The 26,373-nt window shown below is 49.7% G+C and carries 27 protein-coding genes; 4 read left to right on the top strand and 23 right to left on the bottom strand.

What is annotated here, in order from left to right:
• Positions 1-131: 131 nt before the first annotated feature.
• Positions 132-1,142, top strand: coding sequence for an ABC transporter substrate-binding protein (locus RB298_RS11690; protein ID WP_486047130.1), 1,011 nt, complete (start codon positions 132-134; stop codon positions 1,140-1,142).
• A gap of 115 nt (positions 1,143-1,257) precedes the next feature.
• A complete protein-coding gene (locus RB298_RS11685) occupies positions 1,258-2,916 on the top strand; it encodes an AraC family transcriptional regulator (protein ID WP_486047129.1) in 1,659 nt (552 codons plus the stop codon).
• A gap of 30 nt (positions 2,917-2,946) precedes the next feature.
• Here the strand turns inward: RB298_RS11685 and RB298_RS11680 are convergent, their stop codons facing one another.
• The 8 genes from RB298_RS11680 to RB298_RS11645 form a co-directional block, all read right to left on the bottom strand.
• Positions 2,947-3,417 (bottom strand): hypothetical protein, encoded by a 471-nt coding sequence (locus tag RB298_RS11680; protein ID WP_096774236.1) that lies wholly within the window; start codon positions 3,415-3,417, stop codon positions 2,947-2,949.
• A 14-nt stretch (positions 3,418-3,431) separates the two neighbouring features.
• The gene (locus RB298_RS11675) at positions 3,432-3,971 is read right to left on the bottom strand and encodes a redoxin family protein (protein ID WP_486047128.1); all 540 of its coding nucleotides are present in this window, start codon (positions 3,969-3,971) and stop codon (positions 3,432-3,434) included.
• Between the two features lie 11 nt (positions 3,972-3,982).
• Positions 3,983-4,510, bottom strand: a complete 528-nt coding sequence (locus tag RB298_RS11670) for a MauE/DoxX family redox-associated membrane protein (RefSeq protein ID WP_486047127.1) — start codon at positions 4,508-4,510, stop codon at positions 3,983-3,985.
• Between the two features lie 27 nt (positions 4,511-4,537).
• Positions 4,538-5,170, bottom strand: coding sequence for a hypothetical protein (locus RB298_RS11665; protein ID WP_255250537.1), 633 nt, complete (start codon positions 5,168-5,170; stop codon positions 4,538-4,540).
• A gap of 229 nt (positions 5,171-5,399) precedes the next feature.
• Complete coding sequence (locus RB298_RS11660; RefSeq protein ID WP_096774240.1) at positions 5,400-5,999, bottom strand: GNAT family N-acetyltransferase; 600 nt, start codon at positions 5,997-5,999, stop codon at positions 5,400-5,402.
• Positions 6,000-6,014: 15 nt separating this feature from the next.
• On the bottom strand, positions 6,015-6,695 hold the full coding sequence (locus RB298_RS11655; RefSeq protein ID WP_096774241.1) for a DUF6320 domain-containing protein: 681 nt from the start codon (positions 6,693-6,695) through the stop codon (positions 6,015-6,017).
• Positions 6,692-7,963, bottom strand: coding sequence for an alcohol acetyltransferase (locus RB298_RS11650; RefSeq protein ID WP_486047126.1), 1,272 nt, complete (start codon positions 7,961-7,963; stop codon positions 6,692-6,694). The genes RB298_RS11655 and RB298_RS11650 overlap by 4 nt, the downstream gene beginning before the upstream one ends.
• Positions 7,964-8,041: 78 nt before the next feature.
• Positions 8,042-8,653 carry a YkoP family protein gene (locus RB298_RS11645; RefSeq protein ID WP_096774596.1) on the bottom strand — a complete coding sequence of 204 codons (612 nt, stop codon included), beginning with the start codon at positions 8,651-8,653 and terminating at the stop codon, positions 8,042-8,044.
• Between the two features lie 384 nt (positions 8,654-9,037).
• Between RB298_RS11645 and RB298_RS11640 the strand changes: the two genes are divergently transcribed.
• Positions 9,038-11,434, top strand: coding sequence for an Ig-like domain-containing protein (locus RB298_RS11640; RefSeq protein ID WP_486047125.1), 2,397 nt, complete (start codon positions 9,038-9,040; stop codon positions 11,432-11,434).
• A 384-nt stretch (positions 11,435-11,818) separates the two neighbouring features.
• Here RB298_RS11640 and RB298_RS11635 read toward each other — a convergent pair whose 3' ends face one another.
• The 10 genes from RB298_RS11635 to RB298_RS11590 all read right to left on the bottom strand — a co-directional run bounded on the left by RB298_RS11635 (position 11,819) and on the right by RB298_RS11590 (position 20,148).
• Positions 11,819-13,282 (bottom strand): chitinase, encoded by a 1,464-nt coding sequence (locus RB298_RS11635; protein WP_486047124.1) that lies wholly within the window; start codon positions 13,280-13,282, stop codon positions 11,819-11,821.
• 294 nt (positions 13,283-13,576) lie between these two features.
• The gene (locus RB298_RS11630; RefSeq protein ID WP_486047123.1) at positions 13,577-14,116 is read right to left on the bottom strand and encodes a hypothetical protein; all 540 of its coding nucleotides are present in this window, start codon (positions 14,114-14,116) and stop codon (positions 13,577-13,579) included.
• A 52-nt stretch (positions 14,117-14,168) separates the two neighbouring features.
• A complete protein-coding gene (locus RB298_RS11625) occupies positions 14,169-14,696 on the bottom strand; it encodes a 2-phosphoglycerate kinase (protein ID WP_486047122.1) in 528 nt (175 codons plus the stop codon).
• 82 nt (positions 14,697-14,778) lie between these two features.
• Entirely contained in the window at positions 14,779-15,651 is an 873-nt protein-coding gene (locus tag RB298_RS11620) for a hypothetical protein (protein ID WP_486047121.1), read from the bottom strand.
• Positions 15,652-15,717: 66 nt separating this feature from the next.
• Positions 15,718-16,314 (bottom strand): HAD-IA family hydrolase, encoded by a 597-nt coding sequence (locus RB298_RS11615; RefSeq protein ID WP_486047120.1) that lies wholly within the window; start codon positions 16,312-16,314, stop codon positions 15,718-15,720.
• Positions 16,315-16,473: 159 nt separating this feature from the next.
• Positions 16,474-17,238, bottom strand: a complete 765-nt coding sequence (locus tag RB298_RS11610) for an SDR family NAD(P)-dependent oxidoreductase (protein ID WP_486047119.1) — start codon at positions 17,236-17,238, stop codon at positions 16,474-16,476.
• 172 nt (positions 17,239-17,410) lie between these two features.
• Complete coding sequence (locus RB298_RS11605) at positions 17,411-18,229, bottom strand: radical SAM protein (protein WP_486047118.1); 819 nt, start codon at positions 18,227-18,229, stop codon at positions 17,411-17,413.
• Positions 18,230-18,313: 84 nt separating this feature from the next.
• Complete coding sequence (locus RB298_RS11600; RefSeq protein WP_486047117.1) at positions 18,314-19,027, bottom strand: 2OG-Fe(II) oxygenase; 714 nt, start codon at positions 19,025-19,027, stop codon at positions 18,314-18,316.
• Positions 19,020-19,565, bottom strand: a complete 546-nt coding sequence (locus RB298_RS11595; protein ID WP_486047116.1) for a methylated-DNA--[protein]-cysteine S-methyltransferase — start codon at positions 19,563-19,565, stop codon at positions 19,020-19,022. Before RB298_RS11595 ends, RB298_RS11600 begins: the two co-directional genes overlap by 8 nt.
• Positions 19,555-20,148, bottom strand: a complete 594-nt coding sequence (locus RB298_RS11590) for a bifunctional transcriptional activator/DNA repair enzyme AdaA (RefSeq protein ID WP_486047115.1) — start codon at positions 20,146-20,148, stop codon at positions 19,555-19,557. Before RB298_RS11590 ends, RB298_RS11595 begins: the two co-directional genes overlap by 11 nt.
• A 147-nt stretch (positions 20,149-20,295) precedes the next feature.
• On the opposite strand from RB298_RS11590, the gene RB298_RS11585 reads away from it, so the two are divergent.
• Positions 20,296-21,282 carry a DNA-3-methyladenine glycosylase family protein gene (locus RB298_RS11585; protein ID WP_486047114.1) on the top strand — a complete coding sequence of 329 codons (987 nt, stop codon included), beginning with the start codon at positions 20,296-20,298 and terminating at the stop codon, positions 21,280-21,282.
• Between the two features lie 96 nt (positions 21,283-21,378).
• On the opposite strand, the gene RB298_RS11580 is transcribed toward RB298_RS11585, so the two are convergent.
• From RB298_RS11580 to RB298_RS11560, 5 genes are all read right to left on the bottom strand, one after another.
• Entirely contained in the window at positions 21,379-21,852 is a 474-nt protein-coding gene (locus tag RB298_RS11580; RefSeq protein WP_096774253.1) for a DUF3574 domain-containing protein, read from the bottom strand.
• 225 nt (positions 21,853-22,077) lie between these two features.
• Entirely contained in the window at positions 22,078-23,124 is a 1,047-nt protein-coding gene (locus tag RB298_RS11575) for an ATP synthase beta subunit C-terminal domain-containing protein (protein ID WP_486047113.1), read from the bottom strand.
• A 20-nt stretch (positions 23,125-23,144) separates the two neighbouring features.
• Positions 23,145-23,900: an alpha/beta fold hydrolase gene (locus tag RB298_RS11570; protein WP_486047112.1), complete on the bottom strand. Its 756-nt coding sequence runs from the start codon at positions 23,898-23,900 to the stop codon at positions 23,145-23,147.
• A 56-nt stretch (positions 23,901-23,956) separates the two neighbouring features.
• Positions 23,957-24,913, bottom strand: a complete 957-nt coding sequence (locus RB298_RS11565) for an acetamidase/formamidase family protein (protein ID WP_486047249.1) — start codon at positions 24,911-24,913, stop codon at positions 23,957-23,959.
• Positions 24,914-25,327: 414 nt separating this feature from the next.
• On the bottom strand, positions 25,328-26,341 hold the full coding sequence (locus tag RB298_RS11560) for a LacI family DNA-binding transcriptional regulator (RefSeq protein ID WP_486047111.1): 1,014 nt from the start codon (positions 26,339-26,341) through the stop codon (positions 25,328-25,330).
• Positions 26,342-26,373: the final 32 nt, after the last annotated feature.

Below are 26,373 nucleotides of genomic sequence, written 5' to 3'. Positions count from 1 at the left end.
GGCTTGTACAAAATGAAAGGGCACCTTCTCTTTTGTCCATTGAGTCCGGAATCAGCATCCTTTATGATGTTCATATCGAGAATGATTATCATTATCTATGAATCATTGAATACCATTGTGGAGGAGAAATCATGAAACCTGCAAAAAAATTACCCGTAACCATCAGCATCCTAACGTTGATGAGCCTCGCGCTGATGGCTTGCAATGGAACCGGTGCTGCCGATTCCATAACGCAGCAAACGGCTGCCACGGCCACTCAACCAACCACCGGCTCTAACGAATCACCTCCATCCGATGCAGGCTCGGAAGCTGCCAAACGTTCCTATACGGATTATAAAGGGCACACAGTTGAGATCCCCGCATCGCCGAATCGCATCATTTTTTCCGGGGAAACCTTCAGTGATTTGCTGGCATTGAACGTTGAAGCTGTCGGTACCGATATAAACCGGATGAAAGGGTCGGTCTTCGAAGATCAAATACAACATGTCGAAGATATTGGTTTTCCTACCAGCTTGGAGAAGGTGCTCGCCCTCAATCCGGATCTGATTATCGTGGCGAATCCGGACGAAACGGCTTACGAACAGTTGTCCAAGATTGCACCGACGCTTATGTTTGACACCTTTGCTCCGTTGGAGAAGCGTATGCCGGAGCTTGGCGATATTCTCGGCAAAAAGGCTCAAGCCGAACAATGGGTAGCCGATTATGAGGCTAAGGCGGATGCCATGTGGCAGCAGCTGCATTCGACCGGCATACAAGCCGATGAGACGGCCTCCGTCTTCACCTACTATCCCGGAGATCGGCTGTTTGTCATGGCCAGCACGGGCTTCTCCCAAGTACTCTACCATCCTAACGGTTTTAAACCGACGCCGAATATTCAACAATTGCTGGATGAACAAAGCGGATTCAAGGAAATTTCGATGGAGACACTGCCCGAATTTGCCGGAGACCGAATTTTTATCCTGAATCCGATTCAGCCCGAAGCTCAGAAATCGACGCAAGACATGATGAACAGTACAATCTGGGCCAATCTCCCGGCAGTCAAGAACGGGCATGCGTATACCATCGACATTGCCAAGTCCGGCAGTGATGCAGCAACAAGGGAATGGCTGCTCCAGGAGCTTCCGAGCATGTTAAGCAAATAACGGTCACGTCTTTATGAGGCATTTCAATGCTTGTCTATTGAAATGTCTCATTTTTCTATTTACAATTATCGATATTGATTATCATTATCATTAATAGCTTGGAGTTGTTATCCTTATGAAGTCGAAACCTTCTCACATCCCCTATCGCTGCTTAATTTATCTTGTCGTGGACATGGATAGCCAAACGGAGTCCATCGGATGGACATCCGGCAGGCTCATCTCGATCACTCATACATTGCTCATCATTGCCAAAGGCAACGGCAGTCTGCAGATCGGCCAACGCACCCTCACGATTACGCCAGGGAAATGTTATTTACTGTGTCCCGGGACCATTTATCAGGTTCATAACGGAACGGACAACGCCATGCAATACTACACGCTCGCCTTCAACGTCATTCAGGCCGGTGAACAGCAGCATATAACCTATACAGACGAGCTCATTCCCGGGAAGATCGAATTATGTGCCTATCCAAGCTCTCAGTTGCTTCGGCTGGCCGAAGCGTTACCTTCTAAAGGCGAACATTCATCGGACATTCAATGGGTGCAGCTGCATGCCCGGTTTTATGAATTGATGGCGTTTTTGCTCCAGCAAAATATTCAGGACGGCCAGTCGCCGACCTTGGTACAAGCCGTTGAAAACGTCATTCACTATGTAGACGAGCATTACATGGATCCTGATCTGACGGTAAAACAACTGGCGCTCATGGCCCAATTATCGACCTGGCGTTTCACGCTTATATTCCAGGAACTTACAGGGAAGAAACCATTGCATTACGTAACCGATTTGCGTATTAACCGTGCCAAAGAACTTCTGCTACGGAAAAATGAGCCGCTGCGATCCATCGCCCAAGAAGTGGGATACACGGATGAGTACTACTTCAGTCGCCGTTTCCGCCAGATCACGGGGATGTCGCCGAAGCAATACGCCGACCACATGGACGTCAGCAAGCGCGTAAAAGACTGGACCGGACATGAAGTCGATATCCCATCGGTACCCCGGCGGATTCTGTATTACGGCGAGACTTTCGGCGATCTGCTTGCGATCGGGATCCAGCCGATGGGCAAACACACCTCTAAAGCTCATAACCCAAAGGCCGATAGGCAGTATGTTTTTGAAATCAGCCATCGGAAGAATTCCATTAAAACCTTGGAATGGAAACCGGATTTGATTATATTGGCGCATGCCGATGAAAAAGAGTATCGGTGGTTTTCAAGAATCGCGCCTACCGTCACATTCAATTCATTCGCTCCTCTCGCCCACCGCTTGCACACCCTTGGCGATTGGCTTGGAAGGACCCGCGAGGCAGAGCAGTGGCTGGCATGGTACCGGGCCAAGTCGGAAGCTATGTGGAGTGATCTTCAGCGAGCGATTAAACCTGGCGAAACGGCAACCGTCCTCGTATTTGACCACGGGTCCCGTCTCTTCGTAATGGGAATGTCGGGGTTATCGACAGGGCTTTACCACACCCATGGTTTTCAGCCGACGGAACCTGTCCGTACGGTTCTGAGCGACGGGATGGGTTATCAGGAAATATCGGCTGAGGATCTGCCCGCATATGCCGGCGATCGCATCTTTATGCTTCTTCCCGGCAACCCCATATCCAAGAAAGCAGCGGAAAACTTGATGCAATCCTCGATCTGGCACAACCTGCCGGCCGTCCAAAACAGCCTTGTTTATGTGCTGGAAGCCGACCGTTGGAATTACGGGGATGCACATACGCTGGTAAAGCTGCTGAATCTGCTGCCTGAACTATTGTCCCCGCCCATTTCATAACAATTATTCTATGCATGCCTCATTCTTCGATCAATACATTTCCGTTGAACGGCATGCACAGATTACATACCGCCCATAGACCCTGGCCCCCTGGTAACACCAGTCCCGTCCGACATAAGGATGTACGTATTGCGAGATGCAATCCTGACACTTGGCCCGATGTCCCACCGGATCGCTTGTATACCACCACCCGGAAGGATAAGGACATAAGCCCTTGCAATCGTTGATCACCGTCTTTGGCGTGCAAATGATATAATCGGACGGGCAGGAGGCATCTGCGCCGCAGCCCGTGCAATATTGTCCGTGCGGAGGTCTGCAGGGCCCCGCGGCAAACGCGTGTTTGAGGATATCGTCATCGTTGGGCCGTACCAACACTTTGGCGAGCGCCTCGGCCGTCCTTTGCGCGACTTTATTCAGGAGCGTCTTGCGGTTCATTTTCCGGGTAACCCGGCTGATCAGCACCTGCGTCTCTTCGTCCTTGCTCTCCGGCTTCCTCCACATGCTCTCACCTCGTCTTAGGAAACTCTTGATGCTTTCGCATACGCTTCAAGCTGTTCCCGGCTGTTGACCAGACCCTTATGCCGGATGATGCCGTTTGTATCCACCGCATAGGCGTAAGGCGTGACCTGTACATCCAAATGATTTGCGAACTCCGAGCTTACGATCAGCACCTCATCGTCATATGCTATTTTGCGGACATAATCCGAAGCCAAATCCGCGGACGAAAATAACAGCAGGATCGGTTTCACGTTATTCATCATGGCGATCCGCTGAAAATCCGGCAGGATCTCGGCGCATTCCTTGCACGTCGGTGATCCGAACAGCATGAGGGATGGCGTGCCAATCAGCTCGCTGGTGGACCACTCGGCTCCTTGCAAGGTTGTCGTTGTGGCTCCGGGCATTTTGTTGCCGACCGGGATACCGGACTGATTCACTCCTCTTGCGGTGCCCATTACCATAATCCCGAGCTGCCGGAACAGGATCAAATTCAGAATCACCAAAGGCACGACCAAAATCCACAGTATGGCATATGAGAACCAGAAGAACGTGTTCATCGCGGCCTCCTCTACCTTCTTTTTATCTTTGAAATATGCGGTGCGGCAATTTCGCGGTATATTCGGATTGCGTGTAAGGCATCCGGCACTCCTACAACTACAAACAGCGCAAGCAGTAATATCATGCCTTCCATAAGCAGACCCGTTATCGTGAACGACTGATGAAACGCAAGCCTTGCGGCAGAGCTGCAAACCAATCCTGCGAAGCCCATCGCCAGATTAAACCCAATCAACGGAAACCCCAGCCTGGAGCTGATCTGAGGCCCGAAGCAGCCGCAGTCCACCCTTCCTTTTATTCGGATGAAATAAGCCACGCCCAGTCCTTGAATGAAATAGAGCAAGGAAATGCCCAGAAAGCTGATCAACGACGGAAAGCTGTATACCAAGGTCACCGTCAAAATTTGCAGAAGAATGAGCAGCACATGCAGCCCGGCTCCCCCGGGGAATGGATCCGGATCACCGAAGGCACGGCCCCAGGCATAACTTGCCACCGATAATAGGATGGGAAGCGTAACGAATATCGCAAGAACATCGTACATGGACCTGTATGCTCCTTTTTGGCATCATCAGCTGATGATGCAGATGATGGCTCCCATGATCAGGAGCATGGAAGCCGTCAGCCGCACCGCCGTCAGCAGCGTGAAGCTGTATACTCTTCTTTTAAGCATGCAGTATACGATGGACCGCATCAGCGGAAGGCTGAACAAGGTGCCTCGAACCATTCCAAACGTCGCGCCTGCCAGCAGGCTCAACCACCATGGAGCCGCAAACAAGGAAAGCACGATGTAGGCATGAAAGAGGACGCCCACTTGCAGCGTGATGAAACCCAAGCCCAGAATCAGGCCCCATAACGCCGCGGATCGATACCCTGCAGCCTTGATCCATTCCGAGGGAACGATGAAATTGCCGGAGGGCAGGATTCCCGATTTTTGAATCAACTCCAAGACCAGAAACACGACCAACAGCACAACGATGACGTAGTTTTGATATAAGCCCGCGGGGGTTAATTTCAGCACATAATTGATGCCCCCGACCGCAAGCCCCGTTACGGCGCCGCCAAGGGTACAGGTCGCGATATAGACCAGCGCATATTTGAATTTACTGACCTTCGTGCTGTCCAGGCTGCCTAGCACGTTCAGTCCGCAGGTGGTATCCACGCTGGCCATTGCGGCACCGACCGCAAACATAAAGAGCAGCATCGTCAACAAGCCATGCCACCTCCCCACAATCCCGTTACATGAATCCTTAACACTTCATCTTATGAGCGATAGCCTGTCGATTATTTGCACGAATCTCCGATGGCTTGGGCATATTTGCCCGTGGCTATCTTATCCAGAAAAAAGAAACCGTCCATGGATGATCTCCGTGGACGGTTTTTCTGTAAGCTGTTCACTTTTTCTAATTAAAACCAAAACATAACACGCTTGCCTAACCGCGTGGAGCCGATTTGGTCCACTCCATATAAATCCGGTCGTTGAAGCCTTTCTCATCCGAGTCCTCGGATATACGCTTAAACTCCCGAAATCCTAATTTCTGATATAATCGAAGCGCGGTTTGGTTGCTGTCCGTCACTTCCAGAACGTAACGCCTGTATGGCAGCTCCGTCATGACGTGTTTCATCAAAGCGGTTGATACGCCTTTGCCGCGTGCTTTTTCGGTTGTGGCCACGCATTCGATATATCCGGTCTCGTCATCATAGGGCAATGCCGGGTTGAATTCGTCCTTCATGACGTTATATGCAAGCTCTCCCGTCTTGCCTCCAAAAGCATCCTGAAGCGGGGCTAACGCGACCGGCATGGCCCGCTGCCCATTATGGGAACAAGCCAAGATTCCGACTATGATTCCCTGGACCTCCGCCACATAAAACACCTCCGGGCTGAACAACGTCCGGAAGGCGTTCTCCAGCATGTTCCGGTCTCGGGTGAAATAAGACAACTCCTTATAATACCCGTTAACAAACACCTCGGCCACTTCGCCGCGAACATCGCGTTCGTAATCGGCCATGCTTCTAACCGTGATCGCGCACATCGTGATTACCTCCTGTCAAAAATGTAGTCTGCGCTTCATTTCCTTGCGGAATCCCTTGTCTGCAATCAGGCACATCCCGCCGAATGTCAGCAAGGCGTACACCGCCGCAGCTACGGCTGTCCATAATACATGCGACATGCCAACGGCATACAGCAATAAGGGAACGATACCAAGAAGGATCAGAGTTAATAAGTAACCTGCGAACTCCCGCCAGCCCATTTTTCGCGAACAGCATATAACGGTAATGAGCAAGGTTGCCGCCATCATCAGGAACGGAATGACATAGCCGGTCGACCAGTAAGACGTTCCCGACGCCACGTTGATCCACAGCAGCATACCGGACAGCCCGAGCAGCTGAACGATAATTTTGCCGCCGAGATGCGACCCGGACATCAGGGTATGCCTGATGGACAGCCACGCATACAACACGCAGGGTATGAGAGTTAAACTCCACCATACCTCGCGATTTCCAAGTAGGTTAATCAGGACGGATATCCCCATGACGGATACCGCAAGAAAGGTAAGCCACTTGGATACAAGACTGCTGCTCGCATGCTGCTCCTCCGCAGCCTCATAGACGGGATACCATGAATTACTTACGAGGTACTTATCATCTTTACCTTGCACATTCCTGCGGCATAAGGGACACGCTTGATGCGCCGGATCTACGGATACGCCACAGCTTTCGCATTTCATGCGCCCATCCCCCAATCATTGCTGACAATCGTAATGTCCAATTCGCTTAGGCTGGCAAGCTGGCGAAAAAAGCGCATGATCACATCGCTTTCGACGATATTTCGCGCAAACGTGATGGTGAGCTGATCGTTGATCGAGCTGACGGCACAGTTCATGGGACTTTTGGCTGTGGGATACATCGTGGTTTCCATCGCCTCGATATGCGAGGCCATGCTAGCTGGAATGTCGACTCGACCTAGGTTGGTAAGCGTAAGCGTTTTGGCTTCTTCCCCGAAATGGTCAAAGCCGTAACGGATTGCCAGATCCTTTAATTTCAGCGGCGTGAATCGGGAAAACAGGTTTTTTTCGTACTTCATGCTGCCGGCCATCGCTTGGCTTAAATAAGACTTGGTCGTTTTCTCTTTCATCTGTGCATGAACGATTTCGAGCACCTGCTCGAATGTCATGCCTTCCTTTAGTTGTACGCCAATGTTGATGACCGCAAAAAAGTTGCGGAGGCTGCTGGAAGGGAACATTTTTCGCAGGTTCACCGGCATGCTGATCACGACCGGATGGTTATCCTTATTGAAAGGCAGTGTGGTATCGTAAACCGCCATAATCAAAATTGCCGTCAGGTAAGCGGTAAGGGTTGCTCCCTTCTGCTTGGCTGCCGCATTCAGCCGCGATGCGTGAACCATCCCGTGTATGACGTTGTGTCCATAAGGCGAGAAACGGGTGCCCGGAATTTGAAGTGCATCCGGCATCCTGGCGTCGGGAGTGGCCGAAGTATAATGCGCTTGAAAGCTATCTTGAGCTTCAGCATATCGGGCAAATGAAGCGGGCGGCAGAATCAGGCCTTCCTTGTCCTCCACGTCCTCGCCGAGCAGAGATAAATACTGGAATACCAAGGTTTTGAGGAACTCCAATGCCCCTCCTCCGTCCGTTAGAGCATGAAAAATTTCCACGCTGATCTTGCTGCCGTAATACAGAACCCTTACCAAGCTTCCGTTCTCATGCGAAAGAGTAACGGGTGCACAGGGATAGGCGGATTCCGGCTCCACCGTCAAGCGTGTCTCCTTCTCCCGCAGAAATTTCCAGAACAGTCCATTTCTTAGCTCGACATTGAGTAGAGGAAATCTCTTAATCACGCTATCGAGCGCCTCTTGCAAAACCGATGGTTTCACCCGGCTTGTCAGCATCATCGACAGCCGGTAGGTGGATGAGTTCTCCCTCCCCGCAACCGCGGGGAACAGCTTTCCCGCGTGGTCAAGTTTATACCATTCTTCCATGTACGTTCTCCCCGTTTCTTCATGTTCTCCCGTTTAAACAGCATACCGGTCTACTATATGGATATATCGCCCTTATACTCAACCTTCTACCGCAGCCGATACGAAGACCGCGTTCCCCTCTTCATGTGGCTGTCTCCGATCTCCCATCGAAAATCGCTTCCTTAAAGAGGATCGGGTATGAATCAACTTCATCGGTACGAGCAATTCGGTTCTTCGATCGATGCGGCTCTTCCCCTCCGGGTGCATCACGGACAACAGCATGCGCAGATAGGAAGTGGTCAGCTTCTGGAACAGATCCGGTTTCATTGCTTGATGCTCAAAACCAAGCCCATGCGTTAATCCCCGGTGAAGCAGCGTAATCCCGACCAATGCGTTAACCTCGCTGAACTCGGACTGGCTTTCGTAAGCCCGGCTAATCTGCTGCATGGATTTTCTTCCAAGTCTCGCAATCTTCAGGGCCGCGCGGTCCGGCCCTTCTGCTCGAATGAGCTTCAGAACCGTCTCATTATCCAAATGAAGCTCGCCTACCAGATCCCCATCCTGAATGACCGTGGAATCCTCGCAGACGATGCGCTCCCCCCGATGCTTCTTGATCATGACCGTGCATATGCCAAAGCGCGAGATATGCGAGCTGCGGAATCTGGAAATAAAGCTGAAGAAGCGTTCCCATATCATCCATGTGCTCTGCATGATGGTTTTAAATGATTTTTGCAGCAGATCCAACACCCCATTTTTTGATGAATATTACATTCCATCATTAGTCAGGAAAAAATCGTTACTCACATCTTAATGGAGATCTGCGCAGGTTCACACCGCCTCAGGTATAGAGTTTTACTCGGTCTCCAGGCGGAGGTCCATTTCAAACTGCTCTTGTCGATTGAATGGACGCCCATTCGAACACAACAAAAATAACCTGACACATGCCAGGCATCGGTTCTAATCGATCTTTTTCGTAATATTTAAAAAGTAAGCGCTTTAAATTTGCGCAGCATGGTATTTTTAGGCTCTTCCGATCATGATGGCTGCCGTTGAGTCCATTTGGTTTACATCAAAACTGACAAGGATGTGACTAAGATGATGCTTTCACATTTACGAAGGTGCGGGCTTTTGTTTCTGGCGGCCGTTCTGTTTACTACACTCTGCGTTCCATTGCCGCAGGTTAAAGCGGCAGCGTTCATTACGATTGACTCCCATCAGGACGGGCAAGCAATACAGCCGGGCGTAACGGAGTTATTCGGAACCTATTCCGGGGTGTATGAGCTTCAACTCATCGTGAACGGTGAGTTCATGGCGGATGTTCAGATGGAGGATCCAAACGGCGATGACAGCGGGAACTGGTCCTATAAACTCGACACAAGCCGACTTGACGGCCCCGTCGAAATGGTCCTGAAAGGCAATGACGCGATAACGCGTTATGGCATCTGGTCTCCTTGGATTCACTTGAACATCGATAATCCTGCAGCTGATACACCGGAAGTGGAGATTACCAGCCCAACCGAGTCTACGCTGCAGCGCAACAAAATGAAAATCAACATATCCGCAGAAGGGAAGAATCCGATTGCGCTGGTTGAGCTCCGCATCGACGGCGGCGACTGGCTGCAGGTTTCCCCTGCCAAGAACGGATATCAATATACATTGGATCTACGACAATCCCCTCGCCAGGTTCACAGTCTGGAGGCAAGGGCAACCGATTCACGCGGCAATACAGGTTATAGTCTGACGGTCTATGCAAGAACCGGGGGACAGACGTCGGCTCAGCAAGATCAGGATTTCGCTGCGGTTACGAATACCGTTTATATGTCGGATGATCATATCAACCCACATCTCGCTAATGTAATGGGTGATGTTTACAATCCCTCGGCGACGAATCCTGAGACGGTGACCAGCAGCACGTATGACCCGGAACCGCTGCCGGATCAGGATCGTGCGATCTGGATCTGGGAGAATGCCTCCTATCCTCTGGTCCTGAATCCGAATTCCCGAGCCGTTCTCTCTTCTATGGCGAAGGATGTTACGACTTTTCATCAACGTCCCATCACGACCCTCTATTTGGCTGTGGGGCAATATAATGGAGCAAAAATGTTGGAGGATTACCGGAGCGAAGTCCAACAATTCGTCGAGTGGGCTCACGCCGAGGGTTTTTATGTTCAAGCTTTAATCGCCGGGGGGACCGTACCTCCTTACTTCGGAGCTTACAGCCGATATCAAACTCACGCCGTGCGGGAGTTTGAGCAAATCCTGAATTACAACCTGGCTTCCGGCGATTCCGCTCGCTTCGACGGCGTGAACGTGGATACGGAGCCGTATATCCTGCCGGACTTCAAAACCGCAAAGCCCTCCGTCCAGATTCAGTATCTGGATATGCTGCAGCTGCTCATGGAACGCAAACAAGCATCGGGACTCACCTTGTCGGTTGGCGCAGCGATCCCGAGATGGTATGACATTTCGGCCGATGCGAGCAATATCCCGTGGAACGGGCAAACCAAATGGCTGTCTGAACACATTCAGGATACCGCCGATTACATCTCGATCATGAATTACCGCGATCAGGCGGATGGCAGTGCAGGCATTATCGCGCAAGCGCTGAATGAGCTGGCCTATGCTAATCTGATCGGCAAGCCAAAGTCGGTTGTGATCGGTGTCGAGACCAAAGACATCGCGGATGGCGGGGATCCCGAAACCATCAGCTTCCATGAAGAAGGACGAATTTATATGGAGTCGGAGTTAAACAAGGTGTACGACACTGTTCAGAATGATCCAGCGTTTGGAGGCATTGCCCTCCACCATTACTCCTCAATCTTGGATTTTCCAAGCGAATGGGGACCTGGCGGCTATACCTGGCAGCCTCCTGCCGACCATGAACCGCCAAGCGCGGTCAGCGGAGCGGCAGCTATCGCATTTGATTATCAACGGATCAATATAACCTACGATATGGCTATGGATAACAGTGCCGTAAATGCATATCGGATCTATCGGGGAACCGAAGCCGGCTTTGAGATTGGACCCGCTACTTACGCCGGAACCTCGAAAGGACTTTCTTATAAAGATACAGGGCTGCTGCCGGACACCACCTATTATTACAAAATCACTGCAGTCGATATCAGCGGCAATGAAGGAGCTCCCAGCTTGGCTGCATCCGCATCGACGATGCCGTCTGCGATGAAACCGATGGTGATCGACCAGATGAACATCACTTACACCGCCGGCATCGCCAAAGTCACTTTTAAGATGGTTGATATGGAGACAAGAATGCCTGTTGCGGCCAAGATCAGCGGACGATTCACCCATATGGCAGGCAAATACGTTACGGCCGCGACGAGTGCGGAAGGCATATTCCAATCGCAGTCCGAGCTCGTCACCGTATCCCGCGGCGAGATCGGCTTCCTGCCGAGGCGAATCATGGGGGACTCCTACTACTGGGCAAGTGCTTATGACCAACTCCCGTATCCAACGGTGATATGGGAGCCGTGAAACTCAGTTTGTATTTCAAAGCTATATTTAGATAGAAGATGCGCCCTGGCTTTAGGCCGGGGCGTATTGCTGTTATTGCACTGTCTGCATCAAAGAATGACCGTTCTCCCTCAAATATTGCTGGGTAAACGGTCGCTTCATTTCTTTACTAGGCAATGCAGCACTACGCATGCGGATCATGCTTCCGATCCCTGTTGCCTCCAGATTTCTTATGATCCTATTATATGGCTCTGCTTCTCCAGCATGATTCCGCCTGCTCCGTTGAGGCTAGATATCCATACAGAAACCTCTCTGTGATCATGATGGTTTGAGACCACCACTCATCTAGGAGAGGTTTCCTTATTTTATATAAAATCTACTTAAGTTGTACAAATATCATGCTTATTAAGGAAGGGTGTTTAGGAATGGTCTCACCGTTTTGGCAAGCGCGTAATTCGTAGTCGCATCCCAGTTAATGGACCACGTCATTGCTCCCCGTATATCAGGGTATTTAGCTACAGGCTTATAACTTCCACAGTTGTTTCCAGTTGCTAGACAATTCAGGGCATTATTTACGACCGCTGGAGAAACATATCCACCTCCGGCAGCTGAAGAGGTAGCAGGTACTCCTATTCCCAATTGGGAAGGCGATACCCACTGCAGCGTTAAGTCCGAAAGAGCCGTCAGGAAATCAACCGTGCCTTGGGAATAGCATTTCCCGTCGCGTCCTAACATGCATCCAGAATTATAATACTGGACGTTAATTACGGTTGTCATATCCTTCAGATTGTTATATAGCTGCATGTAAGAAGTGTTTGGATTCTGCATGTCTATCGTTTGGGGAGCCATCGTCAGAACAAAATCATTTCCTACTTTTTGTTTTAGTTGGCGGATCGCATTGGTTACATTAGGTACATTCATGCCATGCTCCAGATCAATGTCTATCCCGTCAAGCCCATATTGAGTGATGATTCCGTACATGCTGTTCACAAAGTTCGCTACATTCGGGGAAGGATTATTCAAATTGATGTTCCCTAATTCCCCTCCAATGGATATGATGACCTTCTTACCTTGAGCGCGTTTAGCCTGAATATCCGCGATTAATTCGGCACTTGTGTACCCGCCAAGAGCTGCGGATAGTGCGGAATCAACGTTGAAAGTGACACCACCAGGGTTAGCAGGATCCATCTCGGCAAACGCTAAAACAATGATGTCGTACTGATCCGGTATATCTCTAACTTTCAATTTGCTGGCACCATTGACAAAGTTCTGCCAGTACCCTGTCAATATATGTTTCGTCGGCTGGGGACCCCCACCCGTTCCATCTGAAGTGGTGGCATTGACGATCGCACTGGCAGGAGAAAGGTTCCCGGCAGCATCCTTTGCAATGACCTTAAAAGAATATGTCGTGTTCGGTGAGAGACCCGTTATTGTCGCTGTCGTTCCTGTAACAGAGATGGCAAGGGATGTTCCTCGGTATACATCATATCCTGCCACACCTACATTGTCCGTAGATGCTTGCCAGGATAAAGTAACGGTTGAAGAGGTGATTGCGCTTACAATTACATTCGTAGGAGTTGTCGGAGCTACTGTATCATTACCTCCACCACCTTGAACAAATTGCCACAATGCAGGAACATTGGGTGGTTCCCATCCGGGTAATGAGGTATGAGATTGAATAGCTTTATACGCCTTCCCGTCGTACGTCACGTTGTCGTTAACGACATAAGATACATTGGGTGCCCAAGCGCCCCGTTCTGCTGCAGAAACTTCAAGGGGAAAAAAGTTCATAATCATAGACATGACGACCATTAAAGGCAATAACATCACTCTCGATTTGTCCAGCAATCTGGATAAATCCCTTTTCATCCATTAATCCCTCCCCAATCATTGATAATTAAACGTTAGCCTATCTTGATGTAAGCCGGCATCACCTCCTTGATGAAAATTAACTTGTTAATTTAAAACCATGTCGATGCATTGTTCTTACTCAATTTTGATTCTTTTACGTATTTTGTAAGTTGATTGATATGTAAAAAATTTACTTTATATGTTAATCATTATCAATAGCTCAAAAGGATCAATTTGGTGAAAAGAAAAACCACAAGTCGAGTTTTAATTGAATTGTGGTCAGAACATTTCATTTTATCAATTTCATTCAATCTAGGATATCATAAAAGGACCGAGTGCCCGATCGTCCCAAACCTGCACTTCAATATAACGTTCGGGTCCATGATGTCCGTCTTTGTTCCAATCTTGAGGCCAGCCAAACTCGTCTACAAGTTGAAGGATTTCGTTTTTTACATATACCTTTCCTCTATAAGGCTTGTCGTCTTGATACCGCATGGTCGGAAATAAGTCGCCATAAGTGAAACTCATCATTTCGGGTTGCATATCATATAGCAGAATCCTGATTTCTTTTCCATTCGGATACCATTCCTTAATCCATTCGCAAGATCCAAGCGTCATGTAATGCGGATATTCTTTTGTTGGTTTGCCGCCTTTGGCCCTGAATAGAGCTCTAGCCCGTGCTTCCAGATCGCGACGGATGGTCATATAATCATCCGCACGTTGACTCGCAAACCAATTATTATTTAGTTTGAGCCTCCTCTGTACCTGCAACGCTTCTTCGATGGATAGCGAGGATAGATTTTGAAAGGGTCCTGTTGCCGCATCATAATAATGATATAGATATAAATCCATGGCGACTGTCCTTTCTTCGTCAACCTGTGTTATGGTTTGTTCCAAACTTTAATTACCGCTGTTCATACTCGAGTTTCTTCTTCTCACGATCTATGTAGGCATATATATTTGCGATTTCTTCTTCATAGTTCTCTTGAATTTCAAAATAAGGGACATTCGATGACGCACACTTTTCACGGAATACATCATGCTCATGAGTATAGTCGGCAACAGTTCTCTCTTCAGGATACATTCGCGCTTCGATAGCATTGCGGTGTTGAACGATGTTGGATTGGAAATTCTGCCGGATGTACGAGGTGGAGAATCCTAAGAACACGGAAATGATGTGTTGTGAATAGGACGGCTCAAAATCTTGCAGATGATGAGGCAAAATGTAACAGCCTTCAATGATTAGATTTTGCTTGTTTTCGATGTTTGTCATGATGATCCCTTTGATGATCGGCCATAATTGTGCACCGATATGCTCGGTTGAATCCACCGGCGTGAAACCGCAGTTCATGTCGGCTCTGTACAAGCCCATTTTCAAATGATCGATGGACAGATAAGGCACGTGATACTTTTCAAGTAATTGTTGAGTCATATATGTCTTTCCCGTGCAGCTGTTTCCGCTGATTAATATGATCATTTACACGGCGTCCTCCCTGCATGCTTGTATGCTTCGTTCAAATCTCTGGAATGATTTCATGAAGTGTGCTACTCATCGAAAAATCGTAAGACTTCGTTGTTAATTCAAGTATTCTCGACTCATAAATGCAGCCCATCGCTCTCAGTTCATTTATTAAAAACTCATTTAGGTCGTACGTGTGGGTCAACAAGATGCCCGCTTCTTGAAGATCTGCAATGCAGGCCAGTTTATTCTCTAAGCAAGCCTCTTGAAAAAACTCCCGCACTTTATTGTTCAATACATCATATTTATCATATTCCTCTACATTAAAGGTTGGTCCTAACTCACGCGCAGTCATTCGTTTTACGCCGATTCCGTTTATGGTTTGCACAACTTCTTTGGAACGCTCCCTCAGCATGTTCTGACGGTAAGAAACCGGTTCTATCTTTTGGATTCCCAACTCATGAATAAGTTTGGCTTCTACGGCTGATAAATGAGGGTGCGTTTCAACAGCACTCGGTTCTTGACTTGGTTCATTAACCGTGGAAAACATATTTATCATACATTTATAGGTTAAAAATAAACCCAGGTAATCCCTTATGTTTCTCGCAATTAGAGTGACATGAAACTCCTCTGATGGTAAAGCTTGGACAAACACGACAGGGGCACCCTCGAGATCAGTCACCGATCCAAAATCGGTCAAAAATCCGAAATGCTCGCCTCCAAAAGCGGTAAAGGCAAATGGAATTACATCCAACGGATGGCCGCTGTATGCAAATTCGGCGTCTTGATTGTTAAGATCATAATCCATATAGATTTCCAGAATATCGTCCAGTTCCACCTCGAGATCATGTACGATTTGCTCATTCATTTCTTTCAACTTGAGCAGCGTTGCGGGTATAGGGTACTTTTGATTCCCTCGTCCAAACATTTAGAATTCCTCACTTTTCATTGACTAAATTTCCGATATCATTTTTTCCAGTGGTTCTCGCCTGACTTACAAGACGTTTGTCACCAACATAGGTCCCACTTGTTCTATCCATTTATGCTCTTGATCGGCCAGCAAGGTTTTCCATCCAAGGTCGATAGCCGGTTTCAGGTTCTTTTCCTGATCATCAACATAAACAACCGTCAGTTCTGAACGTTCGAATTGTTTCACAACATGTTTATAAATTTGCAGATCAGGTTTCCTCAAACCGACTTGATTCGAAATGGTAATGCTCCTAGCATAAGGTTCTACTTTTTCTAATATCGGCTCCAGCCATTCCTTGCAATGATTGCTTAGTACATGGATATCCGCGATTTCGCTCCATTGCGCCAAGTGATTTAATCCAGGAAGCGGCTGCAACGATTGAGTTATTAACTCCCTGGCTTCCTCTTTATTGATTTGCTTCATTCGCAGGCTCATCCATCCCCAAAACTCATCTTCCTTCATCTTTCCTGTCCATAAGTCTCTACGAACCTCATCAAATTGTACCCTGATATCTTGAAACGAGATTTCGGAGCCCTCCGCTAATGTAAGCCAAAAAACAGATGAAAAATTACTCACCAATACGCCAGCTAAATCCAATACCAGTTGTGGTTTTGCCGTCATCGTCTCGTCTCCTTCTATCTTACTGAATTCCTGAGATCTATGTATTCGTGTTTGCAAGGGACTTCTACTTAACACCTCCACGAACTTCGCCTTCCCTAAATCGCAATGCGAATCCGAAGTTCGTGGACGTTTCACACTTTCAATCCATGGGTCGAACCGCTAAATCCCCACCATCACATTGCCGCCACATACCGGAATATAAGCTCCTGTGATAAATGATGACAAATCCGAGGCAAGGAATGCCACGGCATTGGCAATCTCCTGGTCCGTTCCGCGGCGTTTCAGGGGCACGGAAGCTTCGTAGGAGGCGCTATGCTCGGTACCGTTCTCCCGATCGCGGTCGCTGATCGTCCAGCCGGGCGCGACTTGATTGACGGTGATCCCATGCTCGCCGATTTCTTTCGCGAGTACGCGGTATACGCCGTCCATGCCGCGCTTGCCTGCTACGTAGGCGGATTGACTCGGAAAGTTCTGGATCGAACATTCGGTATTGATGCCGATGAAGCGGCCGCTCTTTCGCTCGATCATGGCAGGCACGAAGGCTTTTGCCAGGTAGACGCTTTGCATGACGCAGGATTGGAACTGGCTCTCGTAATCTTCCGGCGCTTGCTCCAAGACAGACGTCCATTGGTAGGATTCCACGGCATTCGCAACGATGATATGAGGCAGCATGCCAAAGTGTTCAAGCACTGCTTCCCGCATGGCATTCACGGATGCTTGATCCGTCACGTCGGCTTGCACCGTGTACGCGCGTCTGCCCATCGACTCCACCTCGCGCTGAAGCTCTTCCGCCTTGGCTAAGCTTCCCCGATAATGGATAACCACATCTGCGCCGCATTCCGCCAAGGTTCGGACCATGACCCGGCCCAATTGGCCCGCAGCACCGGTGACTAACGCAATTTGATCCGTCAAATCCAACTTCATTGTTCATTCGCTCCTCTACGTTTGACTGGTGATTTTCGCCTATCATACCATAATCATCTACTGCTGGGCATGATAAAAAGACCGGAAGCTATCTCCCGGTCCTCACCTTTAAACTCTTTCATTTAACATCTTACACAGCAAGCGCTCATCTGCTAGACGAGCCATCTAACGTTTAAGGTTCAAAACCCTTCTGACTGACAAATAGCTGCTCTTGCGGAAACGCCCTGTTGAATCGATCGTAGACCACCTGATAGGCGGCGGGATCATACCATTCTTCCAGATCAAGCTTCTCGTACAACGCCTGAACGGGCAGCCGTTTCGTACGTTTGCCTCCGCTGCCGTCCCCCATGAAATAATCGTCGATGCACACGCGATTGACGAGCGGCCTGAGGATCTGAGGAAATGCCTCCGTGCTTGGAAGGACGGGAGCAATCGCTGCTTGCGTTGGTATTCCTGCGTCTCTTAGCAGCTCAAGGCTTTTCAATCTGGCTTGGATCGGCGGAGCGGAAGGCGTAAAATGCTTGCGAATATCCTCTCGATCGGTCTCGACCGTCATGCTTACCCGCACGCGTGCTCCTAACTGCTGCAGCAAATCGATATCCCGTCGGACCAACGGACTGCGCGTCTGCACCAGCAGGAAATCCGGCGGCTCGCTAACCATGGCCTCCAGCAAGGCACGGGTCACTTCTTCCTTGGCCTCAATCGGCTGATAGGGATCGGTACTGGATGACATGAAGATCGTGACGGGCCCCTTGGACTTGGCACGCTTCAGTTCTTTACGCAGAATGGCAGCAGATTCGAGCTTAACGTCAACCCAACTTCCCCATTCCTGATTTCGGAATATCGAAACCGGCATTTGCCGGACGTAGCAGTAGGAGCAAGCGAAGGTACATCCTGTATACGGATTCAAGGTATGGCTGTATCCATTCAGGAAACCGGTTCCTTTATTGAGCAGGGTCTTCGGCGTTTTATAAAGCACTTCATGTTTCACCTGGGACACCTCATTCCTATACTTTCTTCTATTATACGACTTCCCTCCTTTCATTACGAATGAGTGAATGCGCATCCAGCTCCTTTACTTCGCGTCATGAAAAATAATCCCCAGGCTGTATCTTGTCCCCGACGTGACCATGCTGACGCCATGCCGGAGCGTAGTCCGGTAATTTCCCCTTGTTCCCTGCACCGGACGATGGTTGGTCGGAAAGATCAGTCCCGCTCCCTGATCCAAGGCGATCGCATGTCCCCGGCTCTGTGCCCGCGGCCGCTGCTCCACCAGCAGAAACTCCCCGCCCGTGTAATCGACTTCCTTCTCATTCAGCACAAAGACCGCTTGGAACGGAAAGAACTCATCACCGTACAAATCCTGATGCAGGCAATTATATCCGCCTTCTTCATATTTTAAAATCAGCGGCGTTGACCGCTCTTGACCTTGGGCATGACACATCCCCAGAAACTCATCCAGACTTGCCGGATACTTCTCTTCATGCCCTAGCCGGCTCAACCAGCGGTTCGCCGTCAGCGCAAGTTCAGGATACAAGCCTTCCCGAAGCTGCTGCAGCGTTTCGGGAAGCGGCGCCTGATAATATTTGTACTCCCCCAGTCCGAACCGGTGCCTGGCCATTTGGATCGTGCTGCGAAAACGCTGCTCTTCCGTATACGTGCCTATGATCTCTGCGCATTCCTCGGGCAAGAGCAGCTTGGGAATGACCGCATATCCCTGTTCATCCAAAGCTGCCTGTACGGCAGGCCAATCCAGATTCTTTATGCGCTGCAGCAAAGGATTAGGCATACTCCTTCATCTCCCTCACGGAGATGTTCATTCGCTCCAATTGCAGCAATCTTGTCTTCATTTCAAGACCCCCGCGATATCCCGTCAATGCGCCGCTTTTGCCGATTACCCGATGACAAGGCACGGTGATAAGCAGCGGGTTCGCCCCGATAGCCGCACCAACAGCACGCACAGCCGCCGGCTTGCCGATCTGATGCGCAATGTCAGAGTACGTGAAGGTTTGCCCATACGGGATCTGGCACAGTGCATTCCATACCGCCATCTGGAAATCGGTACCCTTGTAATCCATTGCGAACTCAAACCGTTCCCGTTTCCCCTGAAAATAGTCCGCCAGCTCGGCGGCATATGGCTGCATGCCCTCATCATTCTGGAATAGTTCACAGCCAGGAAATTTCGCGTTCACCCATTCCTCCAGCTCTTTGAACGGTTTATCCGGTGATCCGATATAACATAAACCTTGCGGCGTGGCCGCGATATATATGTTCCAGTCATCATGCCGCAATCGTGTCCAGCTAATGATCGAATGATTAGATTTCATGATTATGCACCTCCGCACTCGTATTGTTCATATATTGCCCTCGATAGCTTAGGGGGGTCATTCCCGTCTTTTTCTTAAACAGCGTGATAAAATAAGCCGTGTTCTCTATGCCCACTTGATGGCCGACATCCGTAATAGCCAGGCTGGTATTCGCAAGAAGCTCTTTGGCCTTGCCGATCCGGTAATCCTGAATGTATTCCATCGGAGTCTGCCCTTTGACCCGCTTAAAAATCCGGTGCAGATGGTACGGACTGCCGTGGCTTACATCCGCCAAGACATCCAGCGTCAAATGATCCGTATAATGCGCATCGATATACTCGACAACGAGTTCGATCCATTCGTGGTCCGGCAGGCGCTCACCGGTCGGCTTGCACCTTTTGCATGGCCGGAAGCGTTCGGCCCTCGCTTCATCCGCCGATCGAAACACGCGCACATTTTCAAATTTCGGGGGCCTGGATTTGCAGGATGGCCTGCAGAAGATTTTCGTCGTCTGCACCGCGTAGAAAAATTGGCCGTCACTGTCCTTGTCATTGTCGATAATGGCTTTCCACTGGGCTTCGGTCGGTTGTATCCGGTTTGCCACGTTTCCTCACCTCCGCTAACATTATAACCACAGGAAGATCCGGTTGTACGCTTTTTGGAATATAAGAGCAAGATAACAAAATTATGAGGTCCGCGTTTATGGTACAACTAGTATAGAGTAGATCAGGAACGAAAGGAAACGATGATCATGCATGAACCGGACCACAATCGCGGCGACAAGCCGTATACCATGGAACAACAACAACGGCTTCCCAAGGACAGCTGGGAGGATCATATCCATACGCTAAAGCTATTCGTGCCGAAGGAATTCAGCTTTCAGGAGAACCTCAATTATTTGCAAAGATCGCCGAATGAATGTCTCTTTACGATTCGGAACGACAGCATCTACCGGGCGATCCCGCTTGAAGATGACGTTGCCGTGATCGAAGTCAGCGCCAGGAATCAAGAGCAAGCGATCCTGGTTCGATTTTTGGGGAATACCACCCCGACCGAACCAAGCAAGCGGGCGGAGGTAGCCATTTATGTCCGGGACTGGTTCGATCTAAACACCGATTTAGTGCCGTTCTATTCGATGGCCGAGACCGATCCCCTGCTCAGTCAAGCCGTCCAGTCCTTCTACGGGCTTCGCAACATGGGCATTCCGGATCTGTTCGAGGCTTTATGCTGGGGCATTCTGGGACAGCAGATTAACCTGGCTTACGCGTATACGCTAAAAAGGCGTTTCGTCGAGGCCTTCGGCAGACGCATCGAGTGTGAAGGCGAGGTTTACTGGATGTTTCCAAGGCCTGAGGACATCGCGCCGCTGCGTGTTGAAGATCTTGGTGGACTTCGGATGACCGTAAAAAAATGCGAGTATCTCCTCGGTGTAGCTGGGCTTATGACGGATGGAAAATTAACGAAAGAACTGCTGCTGGAAGCTGGCGGCTTAAAGAAAGCGGAGAAACAACTGGTCGGCATCCGCGGCATCGGACCGTGGACGGCCAATTATGTGCTGATGCGCTGTTTGCGAATGCCGGCGGCTTTTCCCATCGATGATGTGGGACTGCATAATGCCATCAAACATCTGCTGGGCCTAGAGGCGAAACCGACGAAGAGGGAGATTCTGGAGCTGTCCGCAGGATGGGCGAACTGGGAATCTTACGCCACTTTTTATCTGTGGAGGTTTCTCTACTAACAAGTCCACACATAATAAAGAGGACGTCTCCCTCTTCTGCCATACAACAGACAGCTGGGAGACCTCCCCTATGATCACTTCATGGATCGGAGACTGCTATTCAATGAAATACAGTTTACCGTCAACCTCAAGCGAAATGGCAGATTGCGAAAGATCCTCCTTGAGTTTCTTCGCATAGTCTACCACTTGATTGAGCGAATCCTTGTCGAGTTTCTCGGCAAAAGCGTACACGATGGTTACTTTTTCCTTGATCAAGGTTTTGTTGTTATCCACCCAAGCCCCTTCGCCCGGTATTGCCGTTGCCCCGCCAAACCAGCCGGACAGCTTCGTCAACGCTTGATCGACAAACTTTTGGTGAGCCGCATCCGTGATGGGAATATCCCCCTTTACGGTGGAAGGCACGTAAATCTTCACGACGTGATCCAAGTGGAACTGATTGTTCAGGGCGCTCTGCGTAATGGCCGTTGCCGTCGGATTGCCCTCTGCGCTAAAAGACTGCTGAACCGGTACTACGATAAGCGTTAACAATAATGCCGCTGCAAATGCGATTAGCCAACCTTTTCTTTTCATGTCCATTTCTCCCTTATGTATAGTTTCGTGTCCGTACGGAATCAGCAGAGTTTCAGTTGTTAAATACACTTCTTGCCATCTGTACGGTACAAACTAGCACATATTATATACTGACCTTTGCGTATCAGCTATGGGACGTACGGATTATATTATGCAAAATCATGTAAAAAAGCCGATATTCCCGATGAACAAACTTAGGGAATTCAGCTTTGGTTAACTAAGTTCTTATTTTATTGTCCCGATCCAGGATAAACTCTCCACCGATCGATGATCCATGCTGCCGTTCAATATGGCTTGAACGTCATGCAGCGCTTCTTGCAAGTGGACCCGCTCGCCTGGCAGTCCGGTATAAGCTTCAGCAACGTAAAAAGGCTGCGTTAGATAAGCTTCGAGCCGTTCTCCCCGCTCATAAACCTCCATTTCAGATGACGGAATGGCCTCCAATCCTCGTACTTGAACCAGCGAACGAAGCTCCCGATAGCGGCGAAGCAGCTTCTGGGCCCGCTGTTGGACCGCTAAGTGAACCTGATCCAGATGAACGCCTTCTAATACGGAAGAGGTGGAATATAACGGGTTCACGGCAGGAAACAGATGTCTTGCCGCCAGATCGGCATCGAAATACCACAGCGTCTCCAGCGGCCCGTAAGGCATGTCTTCATCAACAACCGCACCTTTGAGGTCCACAAGAAAAGTCGTGATCTGCTGCATGCCTTCCTGTTGAAAACGTTCCTGAAGATCATAGATCTTGCCGGTTAAGACATGCTCCCGATCCGCGGCAAACACAATTTCTTTATCGGTATTCGCATGCGATACGATAGAATGGATTTCTTCTATTGAAGAAGCAACCCGCTCTACGTCATTCAGCATATCCTGCAGCTCCGGATAGTTCCCTTCCGGCTTCAGCAGAATCGTCATATACCCTTCCTGCTTGAAGTGATGAAACAACTCCCCGAGCAGCACCAGCTGCCCCATACCGGGACGAGCTACCAGCCCGACGGTGCCGCCTTTTGCCAGAGGAGCGAATAGATCAAGAGGCTTAATGCCCGTTTCGATCATCTCCACGCTTTCCCCGCGCAGGATCAGTTCGTCAAGGCTGCATTTCGCCAAGGCTGCCAGCGCGGCTATGGTGCGAACCTCCGCCCGGCCTACGGGTATTTTTCCCGTACATAGATTGGAAACCGTGGCGGGCCGCAATCCGACGGATTTGGCCGCGCTGGTGAGGTTCGGAACCCTTTGTCGTAAAAGTGATACATTCAGCTTCAGATTGTCCAAGTCCGTACACCCTTCTTGTGCTAGTTTATTGATTTCTTCTTAATCTCTCTCAGAAAAGAGTCTGCGGTGCGAACAAACTCGTCCGCATCCGGTTCGAAAATATTATGATCATGCTGCTCGAATTCCACGATTCGTGCCTGCGGCAGCGATAGCTTATATTGTTCCACTGCTTCTAATGATAACCCGGGATGCGGTTTTGCGCCACGAATAATGAGGACAGGGCATGTGAATCGGGACAGGTCGCTCCAAAATTCTACCTTCGCGGAATCCTTCTGCAGGGCATGCAGGGCCGATGGTTTCATCCGGTCGAATAGCTTCTTCCCTCTCCAAGGCGGCAGCGTTGCAAAGAAATCCACCCATCCCGCTGGCAGCTGGGTATGTATCGCCGGATAGTCTCCGATGATCAGACCTTCAATGCGTTTCGGGTTCCGAATGGCATAACCTAATTGATAGGCTACCCCCCGTGAGTACCCCATGAGTACGAACTGTTCCAGTTCAAGATGGCGAATGGCCGCATCCAGATCGCTGATATGATCCTCGAGCGTGTATCCCGAATCAGGAGAATCACTTCGGCCACGGCCTCGGAGCGTAATGACAACGATATGCCTGGGCGACAGCGTTACCATTTTTTCCATAATGTCGATATAATCCTCGGCCGACTCGGAAAGGCCCGGGATGATAACCAGTGAGCTTTGTTCATTTCTAAGTTCCCGATGTACCTCCGTCACATGAATATGTACCCCATGGTTATTGACCATCGTTTCGTATAACTGCATGCATGAGCCCTCCTATAAAATCGACATTTAAAAAAGCCAACACTTGGTGCATTCGTTCACCTCAACGCGCCAAAAGGCAAAAATGCATGCACGCCCTTCTGGATATTCACGATCTGGGTTACTCTCAGATCCACCGTCAAGGTGGCGTATGCGTACGCCTCCGTTCTCGAAATGGAATAAAGCTCTGTCATGAGATCCAGCATCCCGCTCAAGGCCATCCACATCGCTTCGTCCAGGTCCTCGTGGAATCCCATCGTCAGCCAACCGGTACTCGTCTTTGCTCTGGGCATCTTGATGGGCATGTCGTCACGGACATGAAAGGTTAGGCTCACCTTCTCCATGGGACATTCCAAAGCGGGACCGCTAACTTCGCCGTCGCCTTGAGCCGCATGTCCATCCCCTGTTGAGAACAGCCCGCCATCTACCGGAATCGGCAGATACAAGGTGCTCCCGGCGGTTAATTCTTTGCAATCGAGATTTCCTCCATAAGGGCGCGGCACAAAAGTCGTATGCTGACCTTCTTCCTCCGGCGGCATGCCCATAATCCCCATGAATGGCTTCAGTCCGACGCTGTACTTGAAATTTTCGAACTGACTCCTGCCAGTCATTGTTTTGGCATCCAATTCAAAGTCCAATGTCATTTCCTGGGTATCGGTCATGCCCAGCTTCTCGTTCCAATAGCTTGGAAACCCTCCGGCAGAGGTCCAACCCCACGGCCCGGGAACGACCTCGTTGATCTGTATCTCCAAGGTAAGCCCCGGTTTAGCCCCTTGGATATGCACGGGACCCAATAAGGCATGCCCGAACTGCTTCTCCACCCGCTCCGGCGCACGCTCCGTAAACTTCGTTCTCGGCGCTCCCGGAGCAGAGCGCTTCGCAAGTCCCCATCCCGCATCCAAGGTTCGATACACCACGGTATCCCCGGACTGAATATATAGGGCCGGTTCCAGCTCCTTGCTAAAAAATCCGTGAAGCGTGTGAATATCCGGTTGAAGACTATGGATTGTTGACATCCGTTTCCGTTTCTCTCCCTTCACAACAACCATGATTCGATTGGACTTTTTCAATGTGAACCTCCTTGTTACTTTATAGAGTATTTTAAATTACTTTAATAGTCAATCAATTTTACTCTGAAGAGTAATAATTATTACCCTTACAGCGAACACCTCCGCTTCTCAGTTCGCTATGATCCTACAAATCCTTGATCCACGACAAAGTCCCCAACCCGATCACGCAAGCGCGAAGGTTGGGGACTTCCCCACCAAAGATCATTTCCTTACAACAAAAAAAAGAACCGTTCTCTTGGCAGTTGTACTGCTAGGAACGGTTCAACACCATATTCAACGCAAGCATGCTAGTTCATGATGGAGCCTTTATCATGACGTTCATGTTCATTCGGAAACAACCCATTATACTCCATCCTCGCTTCATATCTTTACGCTGGAATCGCGCACGACCATCTGCGGCATCAATTTCACGGCCCGCTCCTCCCTCGGAATTCCCATTATGCGATCCATCAGGATCTGGGCCGCTTTGCGGCCGATTTCCTCCTGCTGCAAAGCAACGGACGTCAGCTTGGGATATACGCGGGAGGCAATGTCCAGATTATCCATGCCCACAACGGCAACGTCATGGGGATTTTTTAATCCGGCTTCTTCGCAAGCTTTCATGACGCCGATCGCCATTAGATCGTTCGCGGCAACGATGCCCTCCGGGTGGTCGGGCCCTTGCAGCCACGCTTTCGCCATCGCATAACCGCCGCTTTCCGTATAGTCGGATTCGGCGATAAAACGAGGAATCAAGGGGATTCCTGCCTCCAGCATGGCATCCCGATACCCGCAGAACCGCTCATGGCCGGTCTGCTCGCTGAGATTACCGCCGACATAGGCGATGCTGCGCAGGCCTTGCTTGATCAGATGCTCCGTGCTTTGCTTGATTCCGTCATACGTATCCACATATACGTAGTCAAAGCGGTCGCTGCCATCCGGCGACACGTATTTATTCGTCAGCACGACCGGAGCCTGCAGCGCATTGATAGCCCCGATATTTTCTTCTCCAAAATCGAAAGACACCATGATCATGCCGTCGGCGACGTTTTCCCGAAGCGTCTGGATCGCCTTCATCTCCTCCTGGAGCCTGTGCTTGGTGTAGAACAGAATCATCAGGTAATCATGCTCCTCCAGCACCTGATTGATGCCGTTGATCATATCGAAATAGAAAGGGTTGCATATATCCGGAACGGCAAAAATGATTTTATTGGTTTGCCTCATTTTCAGCATCTTCGCTGCATGATCGGGCGCATAGTTCATTTCTTGGGCAGCCGCCAGAATTTTGCTCTTCGTCTTGGGACTGCAGTAACCTCTCCCCGACAAGGCTCTGGACACCGTGGAAGGAGATACGCCTACCCGATCTGCAATGGTATAAATTGTATGTTTGTCCATCCTATCCTCCATTAACGACCATGAAACCGACA

The sequence above is a fragment of the Priestia sp. BR_2 genome, from assembly GCF_041954005.1.
Taxonomy (GTDB): Bacteria; Bacillota; Bacilli; order Paenibacillales; family Paenibacillaceae; genus Paenibacillus_AQ; species Paenibacillus_AQ lautus_A.
This window is presented reverse-complemented; position numbering and strand designations above follow the sequence as displayed.